Genomic DNA, 20,061 nt, shown 5'->3' with positions numbered 1-20,061 from the left:
CTAATGAAAAAGCCTCCGAATGCATTCGGAGGCTTTTGTTTGTTGTTTAATATGAAACGTACTTTTTATGCCATCTCACGTATTTTATTTTCCGTCAAACGTAATCATTTTTTGCACAAAGTGCTTCAATTGTTTGTTGGTTTCATTCAGCTGCTCAATTGTGCTCATGAAATTGTTTACGAGTTCAGCCTGCTCTTGGGAGCTTGCAGTGATCTCACCCAGTTCATTCTCCATGCCTTGAATGGATTGCCGAACGGATAGAAGAGAATCTTCAATACGTGCCGTGGCTTCCTTGGTATCCACAGACAGTTTGCGAATTTCTTTGGCAACAACGCCAAAACCTGCACCTGCTTCACCTACACGAGCCGCTTCAATGGCTGCATTCAAGCCGAGCAGATTGGTCTGTTCGGAGATTTCACGTATGAAACTGGCGACCTGAGTGACATTTCCTGATTTCTGTACGGCTTGTTTGGAGTTGTTCCGGATCTCTTCGGTGGTAGCACTGAGTTCCTCGGAGTGGGCAGCTACATGCTGTACACTGTCAATTAACTGATTGGTCAGATTTTCGGTAACATCCATGAGTTGTTGCAGCTGGTCCTGGTCATCCATACTGTAGAGCAGATTAAACAGGGCGATGACTTCACCTTGTTCATTTTTAATGGGGATAAAAGCCACGTCAAAAGGAACCCCAAATAAATCTTTAGGGTAGTGATCGAATCGTTTGACTGTACCGCCGTTGAGATCAGCAAAGTTTCGATTTCCATCCAATAGAGGATCGCCGGGTTGATAATTTAGTTGTTTTAACGATTCCCCTGCTGAGAAATATAGGAATTTCTCATGATCAATAACGGAGAGGGTTACATCCTGACGAATCGTATCTCGAAAGAAAGGCATACATGTAATCAATGCTTGAACAATATCCATATAAAAGATGATTCCTCCCTGGTTACCTTATGTAAACGGTTAAATTTTAAATGCTAACTTAATAACTACCTATATTATATATCGTCATGCAATAGAGAAGGAAATAGGGAGAATGGATAAAACCTATTTCTTAAAGCAGACCGCTATACGCCAAAAAGACACGAGTCCGCTGGGGACCCGTGCCTTGTTAGTTGGTGAGAGGAATAGAACCAATGTTTACAGCATACTGAGCTGCATTGTAACGATGGTTTGAGTGGCTATTGTTGCACTGACATCAATCAATCGTTGATTTCGACTGCCGCGGAAGGGCAGAGAGACATCACGCTCCGCTTCAACGTATCGACCGTCAATAATCACATCGCATAACCGGGCAAGCTCTGCTCTCGCAGGGTCGGTGATCAATTCTTCATATTCAAATCCCGTGTAGGCCCATACCGTCAGATCAGGACGTGCAGCGCGGAGCTGCTGGACCCAGGACGTACATTCTGCTGCCGAGAAAAAGGGATCACCACCACACAACGTAACGCCATCCAGCAACGGATGGGTCGTCACTTCATGCAGAATCTGCTGCTGCCGCTCCTCTGTAAAGGGCTCACCCGCTCGAAAGCTCCATGAATCCGGACTGAAGCAACCCGGACAGGCGTGACGACATCCGCTGATGAACAACACGGCACGCAGGCCCGTCCCTTCATTCACCGATTCCGGGATGTAACCATATAGATTCACCGGTGCTTCACCCGATCCCGCACTTCGGCCTGCTTCGCAGCATTGAAGCGTACTTTGTAATCTCCGGTCAGATAGCCAGTTACGCGGCGTAACCGCTGGAAGTGTACATGGTTCTCGTGGGCTTCACAGCCTGGGCATACATCCCCAATGACGCCTTCATAACCACAAGCAGGGCAGCGATCAATCGGATGATTAATGGAGAAATAACCGATATCCTGCGCCAGTGCATACTGCACAATTCGCAGGAAAGCTGTGGTGTTGGCCCGAACGTTTCCGTCAAGCTCCACATAGGAGATCGCACCCGCGTTACATAAAGTGTGGAATGGGGCCTCCAGTTCAATCTTCCGATAAGCTGGAAGAGTGTGGTATACCGGGATATGGAATGAGTTCGTATAATACTCACGATCATTAACCCCGGCAATGAGGCCGTATCGCTCTCTGTCGATCTTCGTGAATTTGCCGGACAACCCTTCAGCAGGTGTGGCAAACAGGGTGATATTCAAGTTATGCTGCTCGCTCATCCGGTCACAGAACTCTCTCATGGTCCGAATAATGTTGAGCGCTTCGCGGTGTACATGAGGGTCCTGTCCATGATGGCGTCCATAGAGAGCTGTCATACATTCTGCCAGGCCAATAAAACCCAGGGATAACGTACCATGTTTGAGCAGATCCCCAACGGGTTCATTCGGAGCAAGTTGCTCCCCGCCTTCCCATACACCCTCCCGCATCATGAAATCTGACGCCTTAGCAGGTTGAACAGTCTGGATACGGTACCGATGCAACAGACCATGCGCAGCATTTTGCATCACGGATTCCAGTGCAGTGTAGAATCCCGCCCGATCAGCAACCGCTCTGTTGCCCTGGCAGATGCCAAACCGGATGCCGAGCTTCACGAGGTTAATGGTGTTGAAGGACAGGTTACCTTTACCACTTTGACGATTGCGACCAAACCGGTCAGCCAGTGTACGTGTGCGGCATCCCATAGTTGCGATGATCGTATCCGGATCTTCCGGATGATAGAAAGGCAGATTGAAAGAGGCATCCACATTGACAAAGTTAGGATACATCCGCCGGGATGAACAGGTGACTGCGAGCCGGAACAAATCATAGTTCGGCTCACCTTGAGCCTGATTGATCCCCTGTTTACATTGGAAAATATGTTGAGGGAACACGGGAGTCTCCCCGTTGCCCAGGCCACGAATGGTTGCTTCCAGCAATGAGCGTGATACCAACCGGCCTTCTGCTGACGTACATAATCCATAGTTCAGTGAAGTAAATGGAATCTGCCCACCTGCCCGGCTGCTCATCGTATTCAGGTTATGAATCAGTGCTTCAGCAGCTTGTCCTGTCTCCAATTCAGTCTCTTCATAGGCGAAGGCATATGCCCGCGGACATTGATTCTTCGCTTCGATGCTATCCAGATGAACCTGTTCATCCCCGATCAGAACATTTTCACCAAAGAGCCGTTGTCCTTTGCGATAATGTTTGCGGAATGATCGTTGTACATAAGGGGCCAGATCCCAGTCAATCTTATTGGCCGATACACCGCCATATTGACTGTTCTGCTGGGATTGGAAGATGATCGCAACCAGGGCCATTGCAGACATGATCGTCTGAGGTGTGCGAACGGATCCGTTGCCTGTATTGAAACCTGAAGCAAGGAGACGGTCAAACGGGATAAAGATGCAGTTGGTCGTTCCAAGTGCATACTGATCCAGATCGTGTACATACAGATCTCCGTTCTCCACAGCTTGGGCAAGCTCTTCCGGCAACACATGACGCAGAGCATGCCACTTGGCGGTCTCTGAACCGAGCCTGCTCATCTTACCGCTGAAGGAGTCCCCGTTCAGATTTGCATTTTCCCTCAGCGTATCGGCGTCTTCTGCGCCAATAATTCGTCTTCCCAGGTCGGATAATGGATCGGATGCCGGTGGAGTGGCATACTCAAGCATGTTCATGTAAGGTTCCTCCTAAAATGATTTTGGTATCATTCAATTCACGTTAAATACTATATGTAGATTCGTATTATCCATTTATAAACTATATGTGGTTTTTTGGGTGTGATAATGATCACACAGCTTACAGAACAAAATGGACTTTCCTTTAATTGCTGCGGATAAAGGTTCCCAAAGTCTGAGTAGAAGCGTATAATTGCTAGTTGCCTGCAAGGATAATTATACAAAGTCGGACAAGATGGACTTTAATCAATCTGAAAAGGCGATTTGCAATACATTTTCCGTTTTTAAACGATCAGTTCAAGACCTGCTTTTGTCCGACAACGGGCTATCGGCAGGCAGAATGATTCTCTTTTACTTCTACGGTGTTAATCATATAAGTATAGATTGTGACAGCTATTCGGATTCTTGATGAACCCTTGTACGTGATTAAACATTCTGATATACAGATTAGAAAGTGCAGCTAAGACAAAAGGGGTGGATCATGGGGACGGCAGAAGGCATTACGAAAGGCTTCTATGAAGATATAAAGGAAGCTGCGGCCCATATCGTAGATGTATTAAGCGGTATATTGAAGGTCAATACCATCTTTGTTGCCACGAATGACGGGGTGACAAATTTCATTTTGGAAGCCTTTAATCGTACGGAAGAGCTAATTGTTAAAGGCAGTGCACTTCCATTTACGGATTCATATTGCAGCCTGGTCTTAAAAGACAAAGGTAGCGTTCTTACGATCGAGGATACATGTGAACATCCGATGACACGATCCATGGGCGTTACGAGCGGACTAGGCAATCGCTTTTTCGTGGGCGTGCCTATTATGAGAAGATCGGGCGAAACATTTGGTACCATCTGTCTGATGGATGATCCTGGTTATATCATCAGCGAAACTGATATGAAGACACTGAAGGCGATGGCTGTATTCCTGGGTTATGTTGTTGATCTGGAAAGCACGTTGCATGTTCAGGAGCGGAAATTGAGTGATTCGGAACAAATGCAAGAACAGCTCCAGGCAGAGAAAGAACGTGCCGAATCTGAGGCTATGACCAAAACACAGATGTTGAAGCTAATGAGTCACGAGATTCGCAATCCTTTGAACGGTATTTTGGGACTGACAGATCTGATGCGCACACCGGATATGCCTGAGGAGCAGTCCGAGTATGTGAACATGATTGAGACAAGCGGAAATATTTTGCTTTCCTTGCTGAATAATATGATGAATTTCAACATTAATGAAGCAGGTAAAACGGTTATACATGATGATCCGTTTGATCTGGTAGGCACCATTGAGAATACCGTGTATCTCTATGCCGGGATTGCGACGGGCAAGAACATTGAGCTGGGATTAAATCTTGAACTGAATGTATCTCAAGTGTTTGTTGGTGATGAAGTCAAGATTGGACAGTTGCTTGCACACGTCATTCAGTATGCTCTCGATTCAACGCGTGAAGGTTCCGTTCTGATCACAGCAGTGGTGAACGGAGAAGAATTGGAGGAGACCGGTACACTTCAGCTCAAGGTGAAGTACACGGGTCAGATGTTATCGGACAAGAAGACACCAACCTTTAACAGCCAAGATGAAAATTTGAATATCCAAAAACTGATTGGAAGCAATCTGGGTTTAGCTGTAAGCCAGAATCTTGCCATTCTCATGCATGGCCGTATTCAGGTGAGTAGTGTGAAGGAAAATGAGACGGAATTCAACATCTCCCTTCCATTGCGCAGATACTGGGAGTTACCTCAACTCGCAAGTGTTCAGCAGCGGTTAAAAGGCAAAAAGGTGTTACTTGCCAAGGACCCTGACATTTTGCAAGGCGTCTCTTCCCTGATGCGCAGGTGGGAGATGGATGTACACATGACCTCGGGTGTGACATTAGCGCATGATTGGATCAAGGAAGGATTTATGCCTGATGTAGCCGTTGTGGATATGGGATTACTGGAAGGCGGCGCGGTCGATTTTGTACATGAACTGAAACAGCGACTGGAGAATCTGCCCGTCATTGTTCTTGTTCCTTATGGGATGCATATTGAATTGCATGAAGCAGAAGCCTTTGATGCTGTTCTGACCAAGCCGGTCAGACAGGCAGATCTGTTGAATGCATTGAGCATTACTTTGCCTTAAATCATGATCATAGATCTTTATTCGGCGCACCTTATAGGTGCGCTTTTTTTCATTTTCCATTTTCTGAGCCAAAGCCCTTTTATTCCGAGCTGGTTACGTTACAATAGAAAGTGAACTTCATCTTTATAACCAACAGAGGAGGATATGCAATCAATGGATTATCGCAGATTAGGTGGAAGCGGACTGAAAGTAAGCGAGATCAGCCTGGGAAGCTGGCTGACGTACGGAGGATATGTGGAACGTGAGAATGCGGTGAAATCAATTGAAACTGCATTTGATGAAGGCATTAACTTTTTTGATACTGCCAATGTATACGAACGGGGTGCAGCAGAAGAACTGCTGGGGCAGACGCTCAAAGCATATTCCCGTGACTCTTATGTACTCGCAACCAAAGTATTTGGCAAAATGGGTGATGGTCCGAATGACCAGGGGTTGTCTCGCAAACATATCAAGGAGCAATGTGAAGCCAGCTTGAAGCGCCTGGGCGTTGAATATGTGGATATCTATTACTGCCATCGTTATCATACCGAAACACCAATTGAAGAAACACTCCGCGCGCTCGATGATCTGGTACGCCAAGGCAAAGTGTTATATGTAGGCGTCAGCCAGTGGACAGCGGCTCAGATGGAAGCTGCGTTGGGTACAGCAGATCGTCTGCTTCTGGATCGTATCGTGGTCAATCAGCCGGTGTACAACATGTTTGACCGTTATATCGAAAATGAAATAATCCCGCTCGGCGAGCGTAAAGGCATCGGACAAGTTGTATACTCCCCGCTTGCTCAAGGTCTATTGACCGGGAAATATACGTCCGTTTCCGATATCCCAGAGAATAGCCGTGCTGCCAAGTTAGGATGGGACGAAGGAAAGATCAATGCGGATCGTATCGGGAAAGTCCGTCAACTGATTGAAGTGGCGGACAAGCTGGATCTGAAGGTTGGCCAACTGGCCCTGGCCTGGATTCTGCGCCAAAATAATGTATCCAGTGCACTTGTAGGGGCGAGTCGTCCCGAGCAGGTAAAAGAGAACGCGGCTGCATCTGGCGTGAAGCTGGATGCTGCCATTATCGAGGAGATTGAGGGCATCCTTGCTTGATCTCCTGTCAGCACACAAGCTGAGATGAAATATAATAATCCATAAAGCAAGGGATGTCCTGTGCGCCTGAATAGGCGAAAGAGACATCCCTTTTTTGGAGAACGTTGAAAGGTTAGATTCATTGAAAGGTTGGATCTTGCTTTAAAGCGTAAGAGGCAGAGAGCGAAGTGGTAAGGCACACACACGATTACGCCCTGTATTCTTCGCTTCATATAAAGCACGGTCGGCCTGTTCGAAGAAGTCGTCATCGTCATGATCATCACAATGATCGGGATACACGGCTACACCAATGGAGATGGTTAGACGTGTCGTGTGTCCGTCGGGCAGAGCAAAATGGTATTTCTCTACAGCCTGTCGGATAGATTCGGCGGTAGCCACGGCCTGACGGTGCCCACAGTCGAGCAAGAGAATGGCGAATTCTTCCCCACCGTTTCGTGACACGATATCAGCAGAACGTGCATGCTCAACGAGCAGTTGTCCAAGTTGCTTCAGGACTGCATCGCCGGCGGAATGACCATAGGTGTCATTTACCTTTTTGAATCGGTCAATATCAATGGCAAGCAAGGAAAGCTTCTGTTGGTAATCCCTCGCACGCTGGAGTTCCAGTTGAAGTGATTTTTCGAACTGTCGTCGATTGCTCAGGTTGGTAAGATGATCGGTAGATGCTCTTTTTTCCAATAGAAATAACATTTCATTGGATTTATTAATGAATTCTGCGATGAAATAGATAAATAATCCACCGGCAAAGGAAATTGTCATTTGTAACGGATATATCTTCATTAATGAATTCATGCTGTCTGTATTCAATATAAGGATGATAAAGATTAATGTCATGCCAAGCAGATTCATTGTAATTATTTTGGTCAGTCTGGACCAGGGAGCATAGGCGAAGTATACACCGGACAGTCCGATCAGAGTCATGACAAATCCTGCATCTATGGCAGAGGATGATAAGCCGAACATCAGAATACGAAGGACCGAGATCATGAGTCCCGTAACGACCGAAGCCAATCCTCCCATATATACCGCTGCCGTAACGATGGCCAGATGCCGTAGATCTACAATCGTAGTTTCGTTCAGAGGGAAAGAATAGTTCATGAGTACTGTGCCATATATACCGAATAATAAGCCGCCGATCAACTGAACACGTAACGAGGGAAAAGGCAATCGGATACTATAGAACTTTGCGATGATCCCGGACACATACATAAACGTAATCATGACACAGATATTAATGAAAAAAGTGCTAAACAACCGACATTCCCCCTTTTTACGCACATCCCTATATTTTATCTGAAAATTGGTGCTGTAGCGAACCATATTATCCCAAATTTATGAGGGGATTGCTGGGAAAGATGTTTTATTTGCATATACAGGATGTTAGAGTGATATTGACTTCAATATACAATGAGATTTATACTTAATCTAAATCAAAATGTATTCCTTCTTTTTGGGAAGACCATCATAAGTAGAAGATCAGTGTCTGATTTTATATAAAACGGATCAATAATAAAGGAGAAATGGTTGTGAGAACTTTAAATCTGACGATACAACGGCAAGCGGTATATGATGTGGTGCGCCATTCAGAGGATCACCCGACAGCTGCTGATGTCATGAATCGACTCGTGGAACAAGGATATAATCTGGCCTATGGTACGGTGTATAATTCTCTTCGTTATCTGACGGACAAAGAATTGATACGGGAACTTAAACTCGGAGAGACAGCAAGCAGGTACGATGCCCGTATGGATGATCATCAGCACATTATGTGTGAAGTGTGCGGCAAAGTGGACGAGGTGATGACAGAGGTTCCTCCACAATGGATGAAACAGGTAGCTGAAGAAACCGGATATGCAATCGATCATGCTCATGTGGTCTTTGGAGGTGTCTGCGGGGAATGCAGAAACAAACGGATCAAGTAAAAATAAAACTGCCTGGCCGCCGTTTACCCCTAAGGGTTAAACCAGCCTTGTCCGATGCAGCACCGCTTGTGGACAATTGTCCTGTTACACGGCGTGTTATTCTGATCAGCCCGATGCCGGGGCAGGTTCATGAACTGGTAAAAGCCTTAACGGATAGCTGCTTTGATGTACTGGTTTTTCATCGCTGGGAACCGGATCTACATGAGCGTCTTGTCTTTGATCTGTTGATCTATGACCTGTCTGTGGCCGGAACTATCGATGCATTTGCCGGCATTAGCAGCCGATTGAATCGTGAGGCTGAGCATACAACCCCTTGTCTGTATCTGGTTGGTGAGAAGATGATTGGTAGCGCGAGTGGACCGATGCTTCAAGAGGAATTGCTGGTTTGGCCTGCACGCCCGCAGGAAGCTCTATACCGGGTGCAGCGCATGATTGGCAACAGTCCTGCGTTGCCCAACCGTGGGTTTTTGCCTGAGGAAGGGCACCGTATCGGATTTAAAGATCTGTGGCTTGATCGTGAACGGATGAGTGTGCAGCGCGATAATAACCGGATTCATCTAACCAAGACCGAATATGATCTTTTACTCAAGCTGATTGATGCCAAAGGTGCAGTCATTTCCCGTGAGGAAATGCTCAGCGATATCTGGGAGACGGATTTTACGGGTGGAAGTAATGTGGTCGATGTTCATATCAAAAGCTTGCGCAAAAAATTGGGCGATAACGCGTCTTCGCCGCAATATATTGTAACAGTAAGAGGAGTGGGCTACCGCCTGGCGGATTAGTCCGCTTTTTTTTTGCCTAAAGTTTATCTTTCACTTCATGCTTTTTCGGGTACTCCCTAATAGATAGGCAGATCAGAATCATTCCCTTAAAACATGTTCATAGTTCATTCATGAAGTGTTGAAGAACCTCATCTTAATCTCATGTGAACCTCATGCAAGAGTAGAGTGGGACATGTTAGAATCAATTTAACAGTTAGATCAAGTCTAAATGTATATTTAAACCGAAGCCGAATATGATTTTAATAGTAGATATATAACAGCCGTGAGACCCATTAGAGGAGGACGATATGATGACAGAACGTATGACTACGAATCAGGGAGCACCTGTAGGTGATAACCAGAATTCTCGCACAGCAGGCAGAAGAGGGCCGACACTACTTGAAGACTACCATCTCATTGAGAAAATAGCCCACTTTGACCGTGAACGTATTCCCGAAAGAGTCGTACATGCGAGAGGAGCAGGTGCTCATGGCGTATTCACGCTAGAGCAAAGTATGAAGGCTTATACAACAGCGGACTTCCTGCAAAATCAGGGTACGGAGACGGATGTGCTGGTTCGTTTTTCAACCGTTATTCATGGTACGGGATCACCAGAGACTGCACGAGATCCACGTGGATTTTCCGTCAAATTCTACACACGGGAAGGCAACTATGATCTCGTCGGCAACCATCTGCCTGTGTTCTTCATTCGTGATGCGTTGAAGTTCCCCGACATGGTTCACTCCCTGAAGCCAGCTCCAGATACAAACATTCAGGAACCTGCTCGTTATTGGGACTTTATGACCCTCTCACCTGAATCAACACATATGATGACCTGGTTGTTCTCAGATCTGGGCACACCGGCAAGTTATCGGGAGATGGATGGTTTCGGCGTACATGCTTTCAAATGGATTAATGCACAGGGGCAGGTCCACTATGTAAAATATAAGTGGGAGTCTGCACAAGGGGTTCGCGGCTTTTCACGTCAGGAAGCTGCCGAGGTACAGGGGCAAGACTTTAATCATGCTACCCGGGATCTGCATGAACATATCAAGAACGGGCAATACCCGCAGTGGAAGCTTCAAGTACAGCTCCTGAAGCCTGAGCAAATGGATGATTTTTCTTTTGATCCACTCGACCCAACCAAAGCTTGGCCTGAAGATATATTGCCATTCCATACGGTGGGCACCATGACCCTGAATCGGAATCCACAAAACTTCTTTGCTGAAGTGGAGCAGGCGGCCTTTTCTCCTAGTGCGCTTGTACCAGGAATTGAGCCTTCCGAAGACAAATTGCTGCAAGGACGTCTATTCTCCTATCCAGATACACAGCGTCACCGGCTTGGAACGAACTATTTACAAATTCCGGTGAATTGCCCGTACGCACCCGTTCGTAATCATCAGCGTGATGGACTCATGAATGTGAATCAGGACCCATCTCCGGTGAACTATGAACCCAACAGTTCAGGAAACAGCCCGCAAGAAGATCCGGCATACCGGGACAGTCAGGTTCCGTTGCAAGGGCATGTTACAAGAGAGAAAATCGAGAAGACGGATGATTACACGCAGGCAGGGGAGCTTTTCCGTTCATTTACTCCTGTAGAGCAGCAGCATTTGCTTGATAATCTGATCAATGACCTTAAGGGCGTATCTGTTGATATTCAAATGCGTGCTCTATGCCACTTCTTCCGGGCGGATGGGCAACTTGGCGGACGTTTGGCTCATGGACTCGGCGTGGATATTTCTGCACATATGCCGTCACAGGATGGAAAATAAAGCACATTTTGACCATGTTCTACAACATCATACGGACTAATATTCGTTGAAGACCGGGCAGAACCGCAAACGTGCGGAACTCCCGGTCTTTGGCCTTTTTTACTGAAATGGAAAACAAATTTACAAATCATTTACATAAAATAGCTGACATAGAGGTTGACTTCTCATTTGATGGCACTACAATGGGTAGTGTGAGGGGTGTCAGAACATGAGAATACACAATTTCAAAGTGGGTGAGCGTGGGCTCAACCGATTTTTCGGTCCGCTGGAAGCCAAGATTATGGACATTTTATGGGCTCGTCCTGGCAGTAGCATCCGTGAAGTGCAGACTGCACTTGAACAAGACAAAGACGTCAATTTTAATACAGTCATGACCGTGATGAACCGGCTCGTAGACAAGGGACTTCTCGGAAAGTCACAAAAGGGCAGAACATCTTTGTACCAACCGGTACAGAGCAAGGAGGAGTTTATGAACGACCAATCCAAGGAACTGTCACATGAGTTGGTGGATGAATTCGGAGCTTTGGCATTGAATCATATGCTGGATGCGCTGGACGAAGCAGATGCGGGTCTGATTGAACGCTTGGAACAGAAGATCAAACAATGGAAAAAGGATAGCGATTAAGATGTGGAAGACCCGCTCGAAACTTTTGTTTACCGTCGGGTTTGGCATTCCGTTACTCGTGTTCATGCAGATGTTCATGTACGCGATGTACAAAATTTTTGGCTGGGATATCCCGTTTAATCTGCTCTGGCTCTGCAATCATTGGATGAGTCGCTTGGGCTGGTTATCCGTGGGACATTTCTTGCTGGCACTGGTCTTGCTGACATTTGCGGGAACAGGCTGGTTGCTTACGGTTCGCATGATGAAAACACGGGCAGCAATCCGCAAGCTCCGCTCTATGGAGATTCGGGCGCTATCCCGCGAGCTGGAGTCCACATATCATGATCTGGGACAGCCAAGTTTCATTGTGGTGGACAAGCCTTCACCCGTGGCATTTACCATTGGTCTATGGAGACCCTATATTGTACTTTCCACTGGGCTGCTGGACATGCTTGATGCGGAAGAGGAGGTAGCGGTTGTCTATCATGAAGTACATCATCTGTGGCACCGTGATCCTCTGAAGACGACACTGTTATCGGTATTTGCAATCATGATGCCGTATATTCCCGTATTGAAGCATACTTCGAAACATTACAATATCGTTAGGGAAATTCTGGCAGACAATGAGGCCATTGAACGTACGGGCAATGTGGCAGGCATTGGCAGTGCTTTGCTCAAGCTGCTTCGTGCTTGTCCTGAACCTAGGGGGGCAAAGGAACTGACCGTTCAGTCCTCATTTTCGGATACGTCGGTGAATGTCCGCATTTCACGTCTGCTGGACCCCGAACAGGACGTGACGCTGAGATTGCCACGTTATGCTGTTTTGATGTCGGCTACTGTTTTTCTATTGCTGTCTATCTTGTTTGTTTGGTCCATCGGATAGATTAATTGGGCTAAAGTGAAGTCGAATATAATGAGAAAGGAAGATGAACATGAATAATAAAAGTGTAGAGATTGGATTACTTTTCTCCAGGATTATGATCGGTTTGATCTTTGTATTGCACGGCTGGAGTAAATTCGAAGGTGGAATCAGCGGTACAGTAGGTTTTTTCGAAAGTATTGGTATTCCCGGATTTCTTGCATCCGTTGTAGCCATCATCGAGTTGGTAGGTGGTGCGGCGATGATTCTGGGTCTGGGAACACGTGTGTTTGCTGCCCTCTTTGCCATCGTGATGGTTGGCGTTCTGTTTACAGCCAAAGTGGGTGAGCCGTTCCTGAGCGGTACCGAGTTAGATTACCTGCTGCTGGCGGGTTCCCTGACACTGCTCTTCACCGGAAGCCGTTTCCTGGCCGTGGATTATCTGTTCTCCAGACAAGGGAACGCTCGCCAGAATGTGAGTGCTTGAATTGACTAACGATTGCTAAAAAATAATGAAGTGCAGGATTAGTCTTGTGACGAGGTTCTTTATTGGCCAGGCCGGTTCGGGAATTGATTTGCGAACCGGGCTGATCGGTAGAGAGCTTTTTTCGTTTGGACGACATGCCTGAGTTTTGTTACAATGAGAATAAGTATGCTACTAAGAAAAAATAAGGAGGGTGCATCTTATGATTAACATCATTCCATCCGATTCCCGCTCCAGCTTCGATCGAGGTTGGCTTCGTGGCAGTCACAGCTTTTCCTTTGGAGAATACCAGGACCCGGAGAATACGGCGTTTGGACCCATGCGGGTAGCTAACGATGATGTGATTGCTCCTGGTCGCGGTTTTGGGGCTCACCCACATAGTGACATGGAGATTGTATCCATCGTACTGAACGGCAAGTTGCGACATGAAGATAACCTGGGGAATGTAGCCGTTACAGGCTTTGGTGGTATTCAGCGGATGTCAGCAGGCAGTGGCATGATTCATACCGAACATAATGCATCCGATACCGAAGAAGTACGTTTGCTTCAGCTCTGGTTCATGCCACAGACAAAAGGATTGGAGCCCTCGTATGAGACCACATCATTTGATCCAGCGGCATTAGGAGCACTCGTGCCGATTGTATCCCCAGTTGGGGGACCAAGAGTTGCGACCATTCATCAGGATATGACGATCTATCTTGGACGATTAGCCAAAGACAAAACGTTAACCTTTAATCAGGATTCGGGCCGCCGGATGTACATTTTCTCCATCGAAGGCAAGCTGGGGTTGGATGGAGAGTACCTGTTGAACGAAGGCGACACGGCTCGTGTGGAACAGCGGGATTCAATCGAACTGCAAGGAAACGAAGATACGTTCTATATGATTATTGATTTGCCGTAGATGGCTGATGAAATGAACTCCAAGATGAAGGAGGGTATACACGTATGGCGCAACAGGAATGGTTTATGGTTAAACATGCGGTGACCGGGCGAGGATTAGCTAATAGCAAAACAGATGCGCTGTCCTATCGGTTCCAACAGGAAGGTACAGGCTTCATATTTACCGTTACGGGTCTGGACGAGCAGATTGTGGAACAGATAATGGAGCTTAGACAAGAACTGAACGTATTTCGTTTCGTCCAACGTAAGGACCAGCCCCTTTTGAAACACTGGTACTACGTAGAAGGTGAGCGGGTTGTGTACGACAGGGAGAGTCACACGCTAAGCATCTATGCGAAGTCGGAGATTCGTTATGTGCCTGAAGATTATTTTGCGGATTAACTTATAAGTACCTATAGAACTTGGAACATCCCAGAGGTCTCTGTTAAATACAGAGGCCTTTTTGCTGTCTGTACTCAGAGAATTTAATCGTAATTTTGCAAAAAAGACCACATAATTCCCAGCTGTCTGGCACAAGCTACCTTGTATAAAAACAAGAACGGAGGGGCGGCATATGGCGGACAAAACATCTGGGAAACACAAGTCCCGACAACCGGGACGAGCTTCAGAAGAAAAAAAACATATTCCTTTAGGACTGCCGTCCCCGCCTTTTCTTCGGCAGCCGATTAGTGCAGTACATGAAATTCAGATTCAGGCGGTAAAGGAGATCTTCTCCGAATGCTCGGATGTGGTTTTTCGCAACGTCATGATTACGCCTGAAGTGAAAGGACTTCTCGTCTACATCGAAGGTATTGTTAATTCGGCTGATATCCAGGAACACATGCTGCGGCCGATTATTCAAGGGCTGGTGCAGCAGCGTACAGATGAACCTGATGTTCCACTGGATGATACAACCGTTGAGCTGACACAGGTGAAGCGAGTGGATACTTGGGCTGCTGCGACAGAAGGGGTGCTGGCATCCTCCGCACTTCTGGTGGTCGATGGAAGTAACAAAGCCTGGATGTTCAATGTCAAAGGTGGCGTCAGACGTGGTGTGGAGGAACCGCAGACGGAATCCGTGATTCGGGGACCGCGGGAGGGATTTACTGAAACGCTCCGTGTGAATACGGCCTTATTGCGATTCAAGCTGAAAACACCTGCTCTCAAGATGGTGAGTATGACTCTTGGAACAGACACCAAGACAGATATTGTGCTGACCTACTTGGAAGGTATTGCCGATCCAAAAACGATTCAAGATGTTAAGAAACGTCTGGAAAAAATAAAGATCGATGGCATTCTGGAGACGGGTTATATTGAGGAACTGATTGAAGACCACCCGTATTCTCCATTCCCACAGATGCACTATTCCGAGCGCCCGGATACAGTAGCAGGTAACTTGTTGGAAGGACGATTTTCCATTTTAGTAGACGGTACTCCCTTTGCGTTAATTGCGCCAGTCACGATGTGGCAGATGCTTCAGGCCAGTGAGGATTACTATGAACGATTCTTCATCAGTAATCTGTTGCGTTGGATACGGTTTCTGTTCGTAGCTATTGCACTTTTCCTTCCAGCGCTGTATATCGCCATTACCACATTTCATCAGGATATGTTACCTACGACACTGATACTCAGTATTGCCGGGGCTCGTGAAGCCATCCCTTTCCCGGCTTTGGTGGAAGCCCTCATCATGGAGCTATCGTTCGAAGCCCTCCGTGAAGCGGGGGTCAGGTTACCGAAAACAGTTGGTCAAGCAGTCAGTATTCTCGGTGCGCTCGTGATCGGGCAGGCCGCAGTTCAGGCGGGGATTGTGTCTGCACCGATGGTTATTATCGTATCCATGACAGGCATAGCTTCCTTTACGATACCGCGGTTTAACTTTGCGATTACCGTACGCCTATTGCGATTTCCGATCATGTTATTGGCGGGTATGCTTGGACTATATGGTATCGTCATCGGCTTGGTCCTGATCTCGGTGCATCTGACACAGATGACTTCGTTTGGTGTACCTTATCTGTCAGGTCTTAGCCCGTACAGTAAGACAGATACCAAGGATATTCTTATTCGTGTGCCATGGTGGAAAATGATCAATCGTCCTTCTACGGTTCAGGATAACCAGAAACGGATGAAAGACAAGATCAATGGTTCGCCTGAAGCTGAGGAAGGATGGTGAACCCATGTTTCTTATTCGTAAATTCCGCAATGTGTTGATGTTACTGCTATGTACCATTTTCATAGCAGGCTGTTGGGATCGTAAGGAAATTAATGATATTGCCTTTGTGATTGGTATAGCTGTTGATAAGGAGCAGGACAATTACAGATCCAGTCTCCAGATTGCTCTGCCTGGCCAATCCGGTTCTACCGGGAGTTCTGGAGGTGGCGGGGGGACAAGCGGGGATAAATCGTGGTTCATGTTGTCCAATACCGCGAAGACACTCAGAGGGACTACACTTGAAGGCCAAAAATCACTCTCACGAAAGATTTATTATGCACACCGCCGTACCATGCTTATTGGAGAGGATCTCGCCCGGGACGGCGTGGCTCCGATGCTTGATTTGTTTACACGCTACCCGCTCAACCGATTCTCTGCATTACCAGTTGTGACGAAAGGCGCGGCATATAAAGTCATGGATACGGATGCCCCTATAGAGAAGTTCCCATCCGAGATGGTGCGCGAGTTGTGCTTCCTAAACATGCGGAATCCACGATCACTTAAAACATTTATTGATGCCATTCTTAGTGATGGTGTGGATCCATTCCTGCCGGTTGCTTCGAAAGTGAGCAATGTTCCAGAAGGTTGGAAGGACCCCAAATCAAACATTAAGTTGGATGGATTGGCCATTTTCAAAAAAGACAAGCTGGTTGGCATGATTGATAAGGCTCCAGCAGATGCATTGATTCTGGCTATGGGAGAGGCCAATGCGCCAGAAATTATGGTCAAAGCCCCTGGCGGAGAAGGAAATATATTCATCAAGCTGAACGAGAACAACGCCTCACTACATCCATATATCAAAGATGACAAGGTGGTCGTGAACATTGAGCTATATGCAAAGGGTGTTCTTGTAGATAACGAATCCAATTATGGTGATCGGCGTGAGAACGAGATTGTGAAGTTAAATGAAGCGATTCACGAGAAAATCAAATCGGACATCGACGAAGGTGTCCGTCTGGTGCAGGAGAAATACCACGCCGACATTCTTGGAGTTGGGCGGTCCATTCATCAACATTTGCCAGCGGAGTGGGACAAAATGAAGGATCGATGGAATGACATATATCCTGAAGTCAAGGTAACGGTTACCCCCCATGTCATTATCGAAAATGTAGGGGTGAGCAATAAACCTATCGGCGTAGTGGAGGAGGACATTGTGCATGATTAAGCCGCTGTTATATACCTACTTGGCCATGGCGATCGTGGTGATCATCATGGATTTCAGACATTTGAAACAAGCGGCTGTCATTAATCGATGGCTATCTTATGGCCTGATTTTATTGGGGACGGGCATTTGGTTCTATGTAACCCATCTGAGTAAAACCTTATATGTGTCGGTATGGATAAGCCACGTTATCCAGCGCTTACTGCCAATGCCATAAGCTATGGACAGCAAACATTCGGTTTGCGAATTCGCGAGAGGGAAAGGAGGTAATTCATGAATCAGAGAGTGACACACCGTCAAATGATCCTGCTCGTACTGCTGCTCAGTATTTCAGGTACGTTAATTCAGCCACACGCGCAAGCTATCTACTATGCGGAACAACACGCTTATCTCTCGTACATACCTGTAGTCGTGGTGATGCTCGCATCCATGTGGATGTTAAGTCGGGTTCAGCGGAGATTTCCGGATCAGGATCTATTTCAAGCCCTTGCTGGGCGATTTCCCTTTTTGGGAAGGCTCGCAGGATTGATGTACATTCTATTTTTTTTCTTTGTGTTTGCGAGGGATATCCGGTTAACGGGTGATTATATCAGCATAACGTTGTTAGAGACCACACCGATCTCCATCATTGCGTTATCACTGATCGTTATGGGAGTTTTTATCGTCAGAGGTGGGCTCGGCTCCTTGATCGGTATGTCGGAGTTGTATGTGACATTGTTTCTCTTAAACTCCGTGATTGTGCCTTTCATGCTCATTCAACAGATCAATATGGATAACCTGATGCCGTATTTTCACGTTGATGTTGCGGGAGTTGGCAAGGGGAGTTGGTACATATTTTCGTTTTACGGAGAGATGATTGCATTGCCTTTTGTTATCAAGGGCAGTGATTTTCGATTTAAGTCGGTTGTGTCAGGCATTATATTGTCAGCCTTGTTGATGATGCTAATCCTTGTTGAGACCATTACCTCCATTGGAGTTCCTATCGCTTCAAGGTTGGTGTATCCCTCCTATGAACTGGCAAGACAATTGCAAATCAGTGACTTCTTGGATCGGTTTGACCTTGCGCTGGCAGCGGCAACCTTGCCTACCATGATCACGAAGATTGCATTTGACCTGTACTTTGTCTGCTGGGGATTGAAGCGAATGATTTCGAACGTATCGGGAAAGGTATTGACAGGCCCGATTGCCCTCGTCGGATTTGTCTGTGCATTCTGGTTCTTCCGAAATGCCATTCAGCTCAATCGCTTCACTCGGGAATGGACATGGATTGCCATTGTTTTTGAAGTGTTGTTCCCTATTGTGCTGTTTCTTTTCCTTCGTCCTCGCAAAAAGGATAAAAAAGAATCTACCCAACAGAGATCGGGAGACCAGTCCAAGAAAGAGAAACATGAGCCGGAACAAAAATCGGCTGATTCGGAGAAGGATGGAGAGAAAAGGCGGAAAGATTCTCATGGCGGAGAACTCCAGCCTTCCTGATGCATTCCATCAAAAATCCTTATAGATGAACGGGCAAAAAGAGGGAAAGCACAGTTTCCCTTCGCAGAAGTACCCTGTATACTGTAGTCAGACTGATGAACATTCGGCTGAACTAACGGGGGGAACATGAATGGCTCAACATTTGGCAGGTGTGCGTGTAGCATTGACAGGACCACGAAAGTCGAAAGAAATGTCCGTACTGGTTGAAAAAATGGGTGGAATCCCGCTTGTGCGACCGGCACAGGGGACCGTATTCCTGGATGATCGGAGTATCAGGGATGGGCTGGTATCCTGGATATCAGACCCGCCAGACTGGGCGGTATTAACTACGGGTATGGGATTGGATGCATTATTTGAAATGGCTGAGGATATGGAAGTGGCAGGCCAATTGTTGGATGTATTATCGGAATCCTCAATTGCGGCAAGGGGATACAAGACGGTGAATGCGCTCAAAAAGCGCAAGTTAACACCGCTGGTACGAGATGATGACGGTAGTACGGACGGGCTCATTCGAGAATTCAACCCACATGATCTCGCAGGGAAAAAAGTTATGTTGCAGCTTCATGGGGAGACAGCTCCCAAACTCGTTGCATGGTTGGAAGAACAAGGTGCAATCGTCAGACAAGTGCTTCCTTACCGCCATGTACCGCCAGAAGAGGCAGAACTGGAACAGTTATTGAATGAAATTCTAAATTTCGAAGTAGATGCTGTTGCGTTCACAAGTGGGCCGCAGGTCAGATTTCTGACGCAATATGCGGCCTCCCAGGACAAGCTTGAGCTGTTGCTTGCAGCCTTCAGACAAGGTGTAATTCCGGCGTCTGTAGGTAAAGTTACCGCAAACTCCATGCGTGAAGAAGGCATTGAGGCACTGGTCATTCCGGAGGAAGAGAAGATGGGAGCACTCATCGTTGAGCTTGGACGTTACTTTGCAGCAGGGCGTGCGGTCAAGATTAGAGATTAGTGGCCTGCTTTTAGATCAGTTCGACAAAAAGCTTTTGGCGTCGCTTCATGAATAAAAAGTGTGCATTAAGCTTAACCGCATCGCTATATGATGCGGTTTTGTTTAGATTATAGAATGTATACGTTACAACTAAAACACGAATGTACATCC

General features: G+C 46.7%; 19 protein-coding genes. 15 read left to right on the top strand and 4 right to left on the bottom strand.

Going from position 1 to position 20,061, the window contains the following annotated elements; translation table 11 throughout:
• Nucleotides 1-84: 84 nt before the first annotated feature.
• The 3 genes from F0220_RS28050 to F0220_RS28040 all read right to left on the bottom strand — a co-directional run bounded on the left by F0220_RS28050 (nucleotide 85) and on the right by F0220_RS28040 (nucleotide 3,608).
• Nucleotides 85-924, bottom strand: coding sequence for a methyl-accepting chemotaxis protein (locus F0220_RS28050; protein ID WP_091012735.1), 840 nt, complete (start codon nucleotides 922-924; stop codon nucleotides 85-87).
• Nucleotides 925-1,140: 216 nt separating this feature from the next.
• Nucleotides 1,141-1,650 (bottom strand): anaerobic ribonucleoside-triphosphate reductase activating protein, encoded by a 510-nt coding sequence (gene nrdG / locus F0220_RS28045; RefSeq protein ID WP_091012737.1) that lies wholly within the window; start codon nucleotides 1,648-1,650, stop codon nucleotides 1,141-1,143.
• Nucleotides 1,647-3,608, bottom strand: coding sequence for an anaerobic ribonucleoside triphosphate reductase (locus F0220_RS28040; protein WP_105600238.1), 1,962 nt, complete (start codon nucleotides 3,606-3,608; stop codon nucleotides 1,647-1,649). The genes nrdG and F0220_RS28040 overlap by 4 nt, the downstream gene beginning before the upstream one ends.
• Before the next feature lie 481 nt (nucleotides 3,609-4,089).
• Here F0220_RS28040 and F0220_RS28035 point away from each other — a divergent pair, with 481 nt between their 5' ends.
• Complete coding sequence (locus F0220_RS28035; RefSeq protein ID WP_105600236.1) at nucleotides 4,090-5,727, top strand: ATP-binding response regulator; 1,638 nt, start codon at nucleotides 4,090-4,092, stop codon at nucleotides 5,725-5,727.
• A 153-nt stretch (nucleotides 5,728-5,880) separates the two neighbouring features.
• Nucleotides 5,881-6,819 carry an aldo/keto reductase family protein gene (locus tag F0220_RS28030; RefSeq protein ID WP_105600235.1) on the top strand — a complete coding sequence of 313 codons (939 nt, stop codon included), beginning with the start codon at nucleotides 5,881-5,883 and terminating at the stop codon, nucleotides 6,817-6,819.
• Nucleotides 6,820-6,960: 141 nt separating this feature from the next.
• Here the strand turns inward: F0220_RS28030 and F0220_RS28025 are convergent, their stop codons facing one another.
• Nucleotides 6,961-8,073: a GGDEF domain-containing protein gene (locus F0220_RS28025; protein WP_105600234.1), complete on the bottom strand. Its 1,113-nt coding sequence runs from the start codon at nucleotides 8,071-8,073 to the stop codon at nucleotides 6,961-6,963.
• Nucleotides 8,074-8,345: 272 nt separating this feature from the next.
• On the opposite strand from F0220_RS28025, the gene F0220_RS28020 reads away from it, so the two are divergent.
• The 13 genes from F0220_RS28020 (at nucleotide 8,346) to F0220_RS27960 (ending at nucleotide 19,911) form a co-directional block, all read left to right on the top strand.
• Complete coding sequence (locus F0220_RS28020; RefSeq protein ID WP_036612807.1) at nucleotides 8,346-8,741, top strand: Fur family transcriptional regulator; 396 nt, start codon at nucleotides 8,346-8,348, stop codon at nucleotides 8,739-8,741.
• On the top strand, nucleotides 8,717-9,523 hold the full coding sequence (locus F0220_RS28015; protein ID WP_091012746.1) for a winged helix-turn-helix transcriptional regulator: 807 nt from the start codon (nucleotides 8,717-8,719) through the stop codon (nucleotides 9,521-9,523). Before F0220_RS28020 ends, F0220_RS28015 begins: the two co-directional genes overlap by 25 nt.
• 290 nt (nucleotides 9,524-9,813) lie before the next feature.
• Nucleotides 9,814-11,277, top strand: a complete 1,464-nt coding sequence (locus F0220_RS28010; RefSeq protein WP_149846941.1) for a catalase — start codon at nucleotides 9,814-9,816, stop codon at nucleotides 11,275-11,277.
• 208 nt (nucleotides 11,278-11,485) lie between these two features.
• Nucleotides 11,486-11,902, top strand: a complete 417-nt coding sequence (locus F0220_RS28005) for a BlaI/MecI/CopY family transcriptional regulator (RefSeq protein ID WP_017691824.1) — start codon at nucleotides 11,486-11,488, stop codon at nucleotides 11,900-11,902.
• Nucleotide 11,903: 1 nt separating this feature from the next.
• Nucleotides 11,904-12,764, top strand: a complete 861-nt coding sequence (locus tag F0220_RS28000; protein WP_105600232.1) for a M56 family metallopeptidase — start codon at nucleotides 11,904-11,906, stop codon at nucleotides 12,762-12,764.
• 49 nt (nucleotides 12,765-12,813) lie between these two features.
• Nucleotides 12,814-13,227: a DoxX family protein gene (locus tag F0220_RS27995; protein WP_076209884.1), complete on the top strand. Its 414-nt coding sequence runs from the start codon at nucleotides 12,814-12,816 to the stop codon at nucleotides 13,225-13,227.
• A gap of 199 nt (nucleotides 13,228-13,426) precedes the next feature.
• Complete coding sequence (locus F0220_RS27990; RefSeq protein WP_105600231.1) at nucleotides 13,427-14,125, top strand: pirin family protein; 699 nt, start codon at nucleotides 13,427-13,429, stop codon at nucleotides 14,123-14,125.
• 44 nt (nucleotides 14,126-14,169) lie between these two features.
• Nucleotides 14,170-14,505, top strand: a complete 336-nt coding sequence (locus F0220_RS27985; protein WP_091012754.1) for a hypothetical protein — start codon at nucleotides 14,170-14,172, stop codon at nucleotides 14,503-14,505.
• Between the two features lie 172 nt (nucleotides 14,506-14,677).
• Nucleotides 14,678-16,273, top strand: a complete 1,596-nt coding sequence (locus F0220_RS27980; RefSeq protein ID WP_091012755.1) for a spore germination protein — start codon at nucleotides 14,678-14,680, stop codon at nucleotides 16,271-16,273.
• Nucleotides 16,274-16,277: 4 nt separating this feature from the next.
• Nucleotides 16,278-17,477: a Ger(x)C family spore germination protein gene (locus tag F0220_RS27975; protein ID WP_179198397.1), complete on the top strand. Its 1,200-nt coding sequence runs from the start codon at nucleotides 16,278-16,280 to the stop codon at nucleotides 17,475-17,477.
• Nucleotides 17,470-17,691, top strand: a complete 222-nt coding sequence (locus F0220_RS27970; protein WP_091012758.1) for a hypothetical protein — start codon at nucleotides 17,470-17,472, stop codon at nucleotides 17,689-17,691. The genes F0220_RS27975 and F0220_RS27970 overlap by 8 nt, the downstream gene beginning before the upstream one ends.
• A gap of 56 nt (nucleotides 17,692-17,747) precedes the next feature.
• Nucleotides 17,748-18,950 carry a GerAB/ArcD/ProY family transporter gene (locus F0220_RS27965; protein WP_105600229.1) on the top strand — a complete coding sequence of 401 codons (1,203 nt, stop codon included), beginning with the start codon at nucleotides 17,748-17,750 and terminating at the stop codon, nucleotides 18,948-18,950.
• Nucleotides 18,951-19,080: 130 nt separating this feature from the next.
• Entirely contained in the window at nucleotides 19,081-19,911 is an 831-nt protein-coding gene (locus F0220_RS27960) for a uroporphyrinogen-III synthase (protein ID WP_149846829.1), read from the top strand.
• The last annotated feature ends 150 nt before the right edge of the window (nucleotides 19,912-20,061 follow it).

This window comes from Paenibacillus sp. 37 (genome assembly GCF_008386395.1).
GTDB lineage: Bacteria > Bacillota > Bacilli > Paenibacillales > Paenibacillaceae > Paenibacillus > Paenibacillus amylolyticus_B.
Note: the sequence above shows the minus strand (reverse complement) of the source record. Positions and strands in the feature narration are given on the sequence as shown.

Excerpts from the sequence above, each read along its gene's own strand:
- F0220_RS28040 (WP_105600238.1), bottom strand. The coding sequence starts at position 3,608 with ATGAACATGCTTGAGTATGCCACTCCACCGGCATCCGATCCATTATCC.
- F0220_RS27975 (WP_179198397.1), top strand. The coding sequence starts at position 16,278 with ATGTTTCTTATTCGTAAATTCCGCAATGTGTTGATGTTACTGCTATGT.
- F0220_RS27995 (WP_076209884.1), top strand. The coding sequence starts at position 12,814 with ATGAATAATAAAAGTGTAGAGATTGGATTACTTTTCTCCAGGATTATG.
- F0220_RS27980 (WP_091012755.1), top strand. The coding sequence starts at position 14,678 with ATGGCGGACAAAACATCTGGGAAACACAAGTCCCGACAACCGGGACGA.
- F0220_RS28000 (WP_105600232.1), top strand. The coding sequence starts at position 11,904 with ATGTGGAAGACCCGCTCGAAACTTTTGTTTACCGTCGGGTTTGGCATT.
- F0220_RS27985 (WP_091012754.1), top strand. The coding sequence starts at position 14,170 with ATGGCGCAACAGGAATGGTTTATGGTTAAACATGCGGTGACCGGGCGA.
- F0220_RS27965 (WP_105600229.1), top strand. The coding sequence starts at position 17,748 with ATGAATCAGAGAGTGACACACCGTCAAATGATCCTGCTCGTACTGCTG.
- F0220_RS27970 (WP_091012758.1), top strand. The coding sequence starts at position 17,470 with ATGATTAAGCCGCTGTTATATACCTACTTGGCCATGGCGATCGTGGTG.
- F0220_RS28015 (WP_091012746.1), top strand. The coding sequence starts at position 8,717 with ATGCAGAAACAAACGGATCAAGTAAAAATAAAACTGCCTGGCCGCCGT.
- F0220_RS28010 (WP_149846941.1), top strand. The coding sequence starts at position 9,814 with ATGACAGAACGTATGACTACGAATCAGGGAGCACCTGTAGGTGATAAC.
- F0220_RS28030 (WP_105600235.1), top strand. The coding sequence starts at position 5,881 with ATGGATTATCGCAGATTAGGTGGAAGCGGACTGAAAGTAAGCGAGATC.
- F0220_RS28005 (WP_017691824.1), top strand. The coding sequence starts at position 11,486 with ATGAGAATACACAATTTCAAAGTGGGTGAGCGTGGGCTCAACCGATTT.
- F0220_RS27960 (WP_149846829.1), top strand. The coding sequence starts at position 19,081 with ATGGCTCAACATTTGGCAGGTGTGCGTGTAGCATTGACAGGACCACGA.
- F0220_RS28050 (WP_091012735.1), bottom strand. The coding sequence starts at position 924 with ATGGATATTGTTCAAGCATTGATTACATGTATGCCTTTCTTTCGAGAT.
- F0220_RS28035 (WP_105600236.1), top strand. The coding sequence starts at position 4,090 with ATGGGGACGGCAGAAGGCATTACGAAAGGCTTCTATGAAGATATAAAG.
- F0220_RS27990 (WP_105600231.1), top strand. The coding sequence starts at position 13,427 with ATGATTAACATCATTCCATCCGATTCCCGCTCCAGCTTCGATCGAGGT.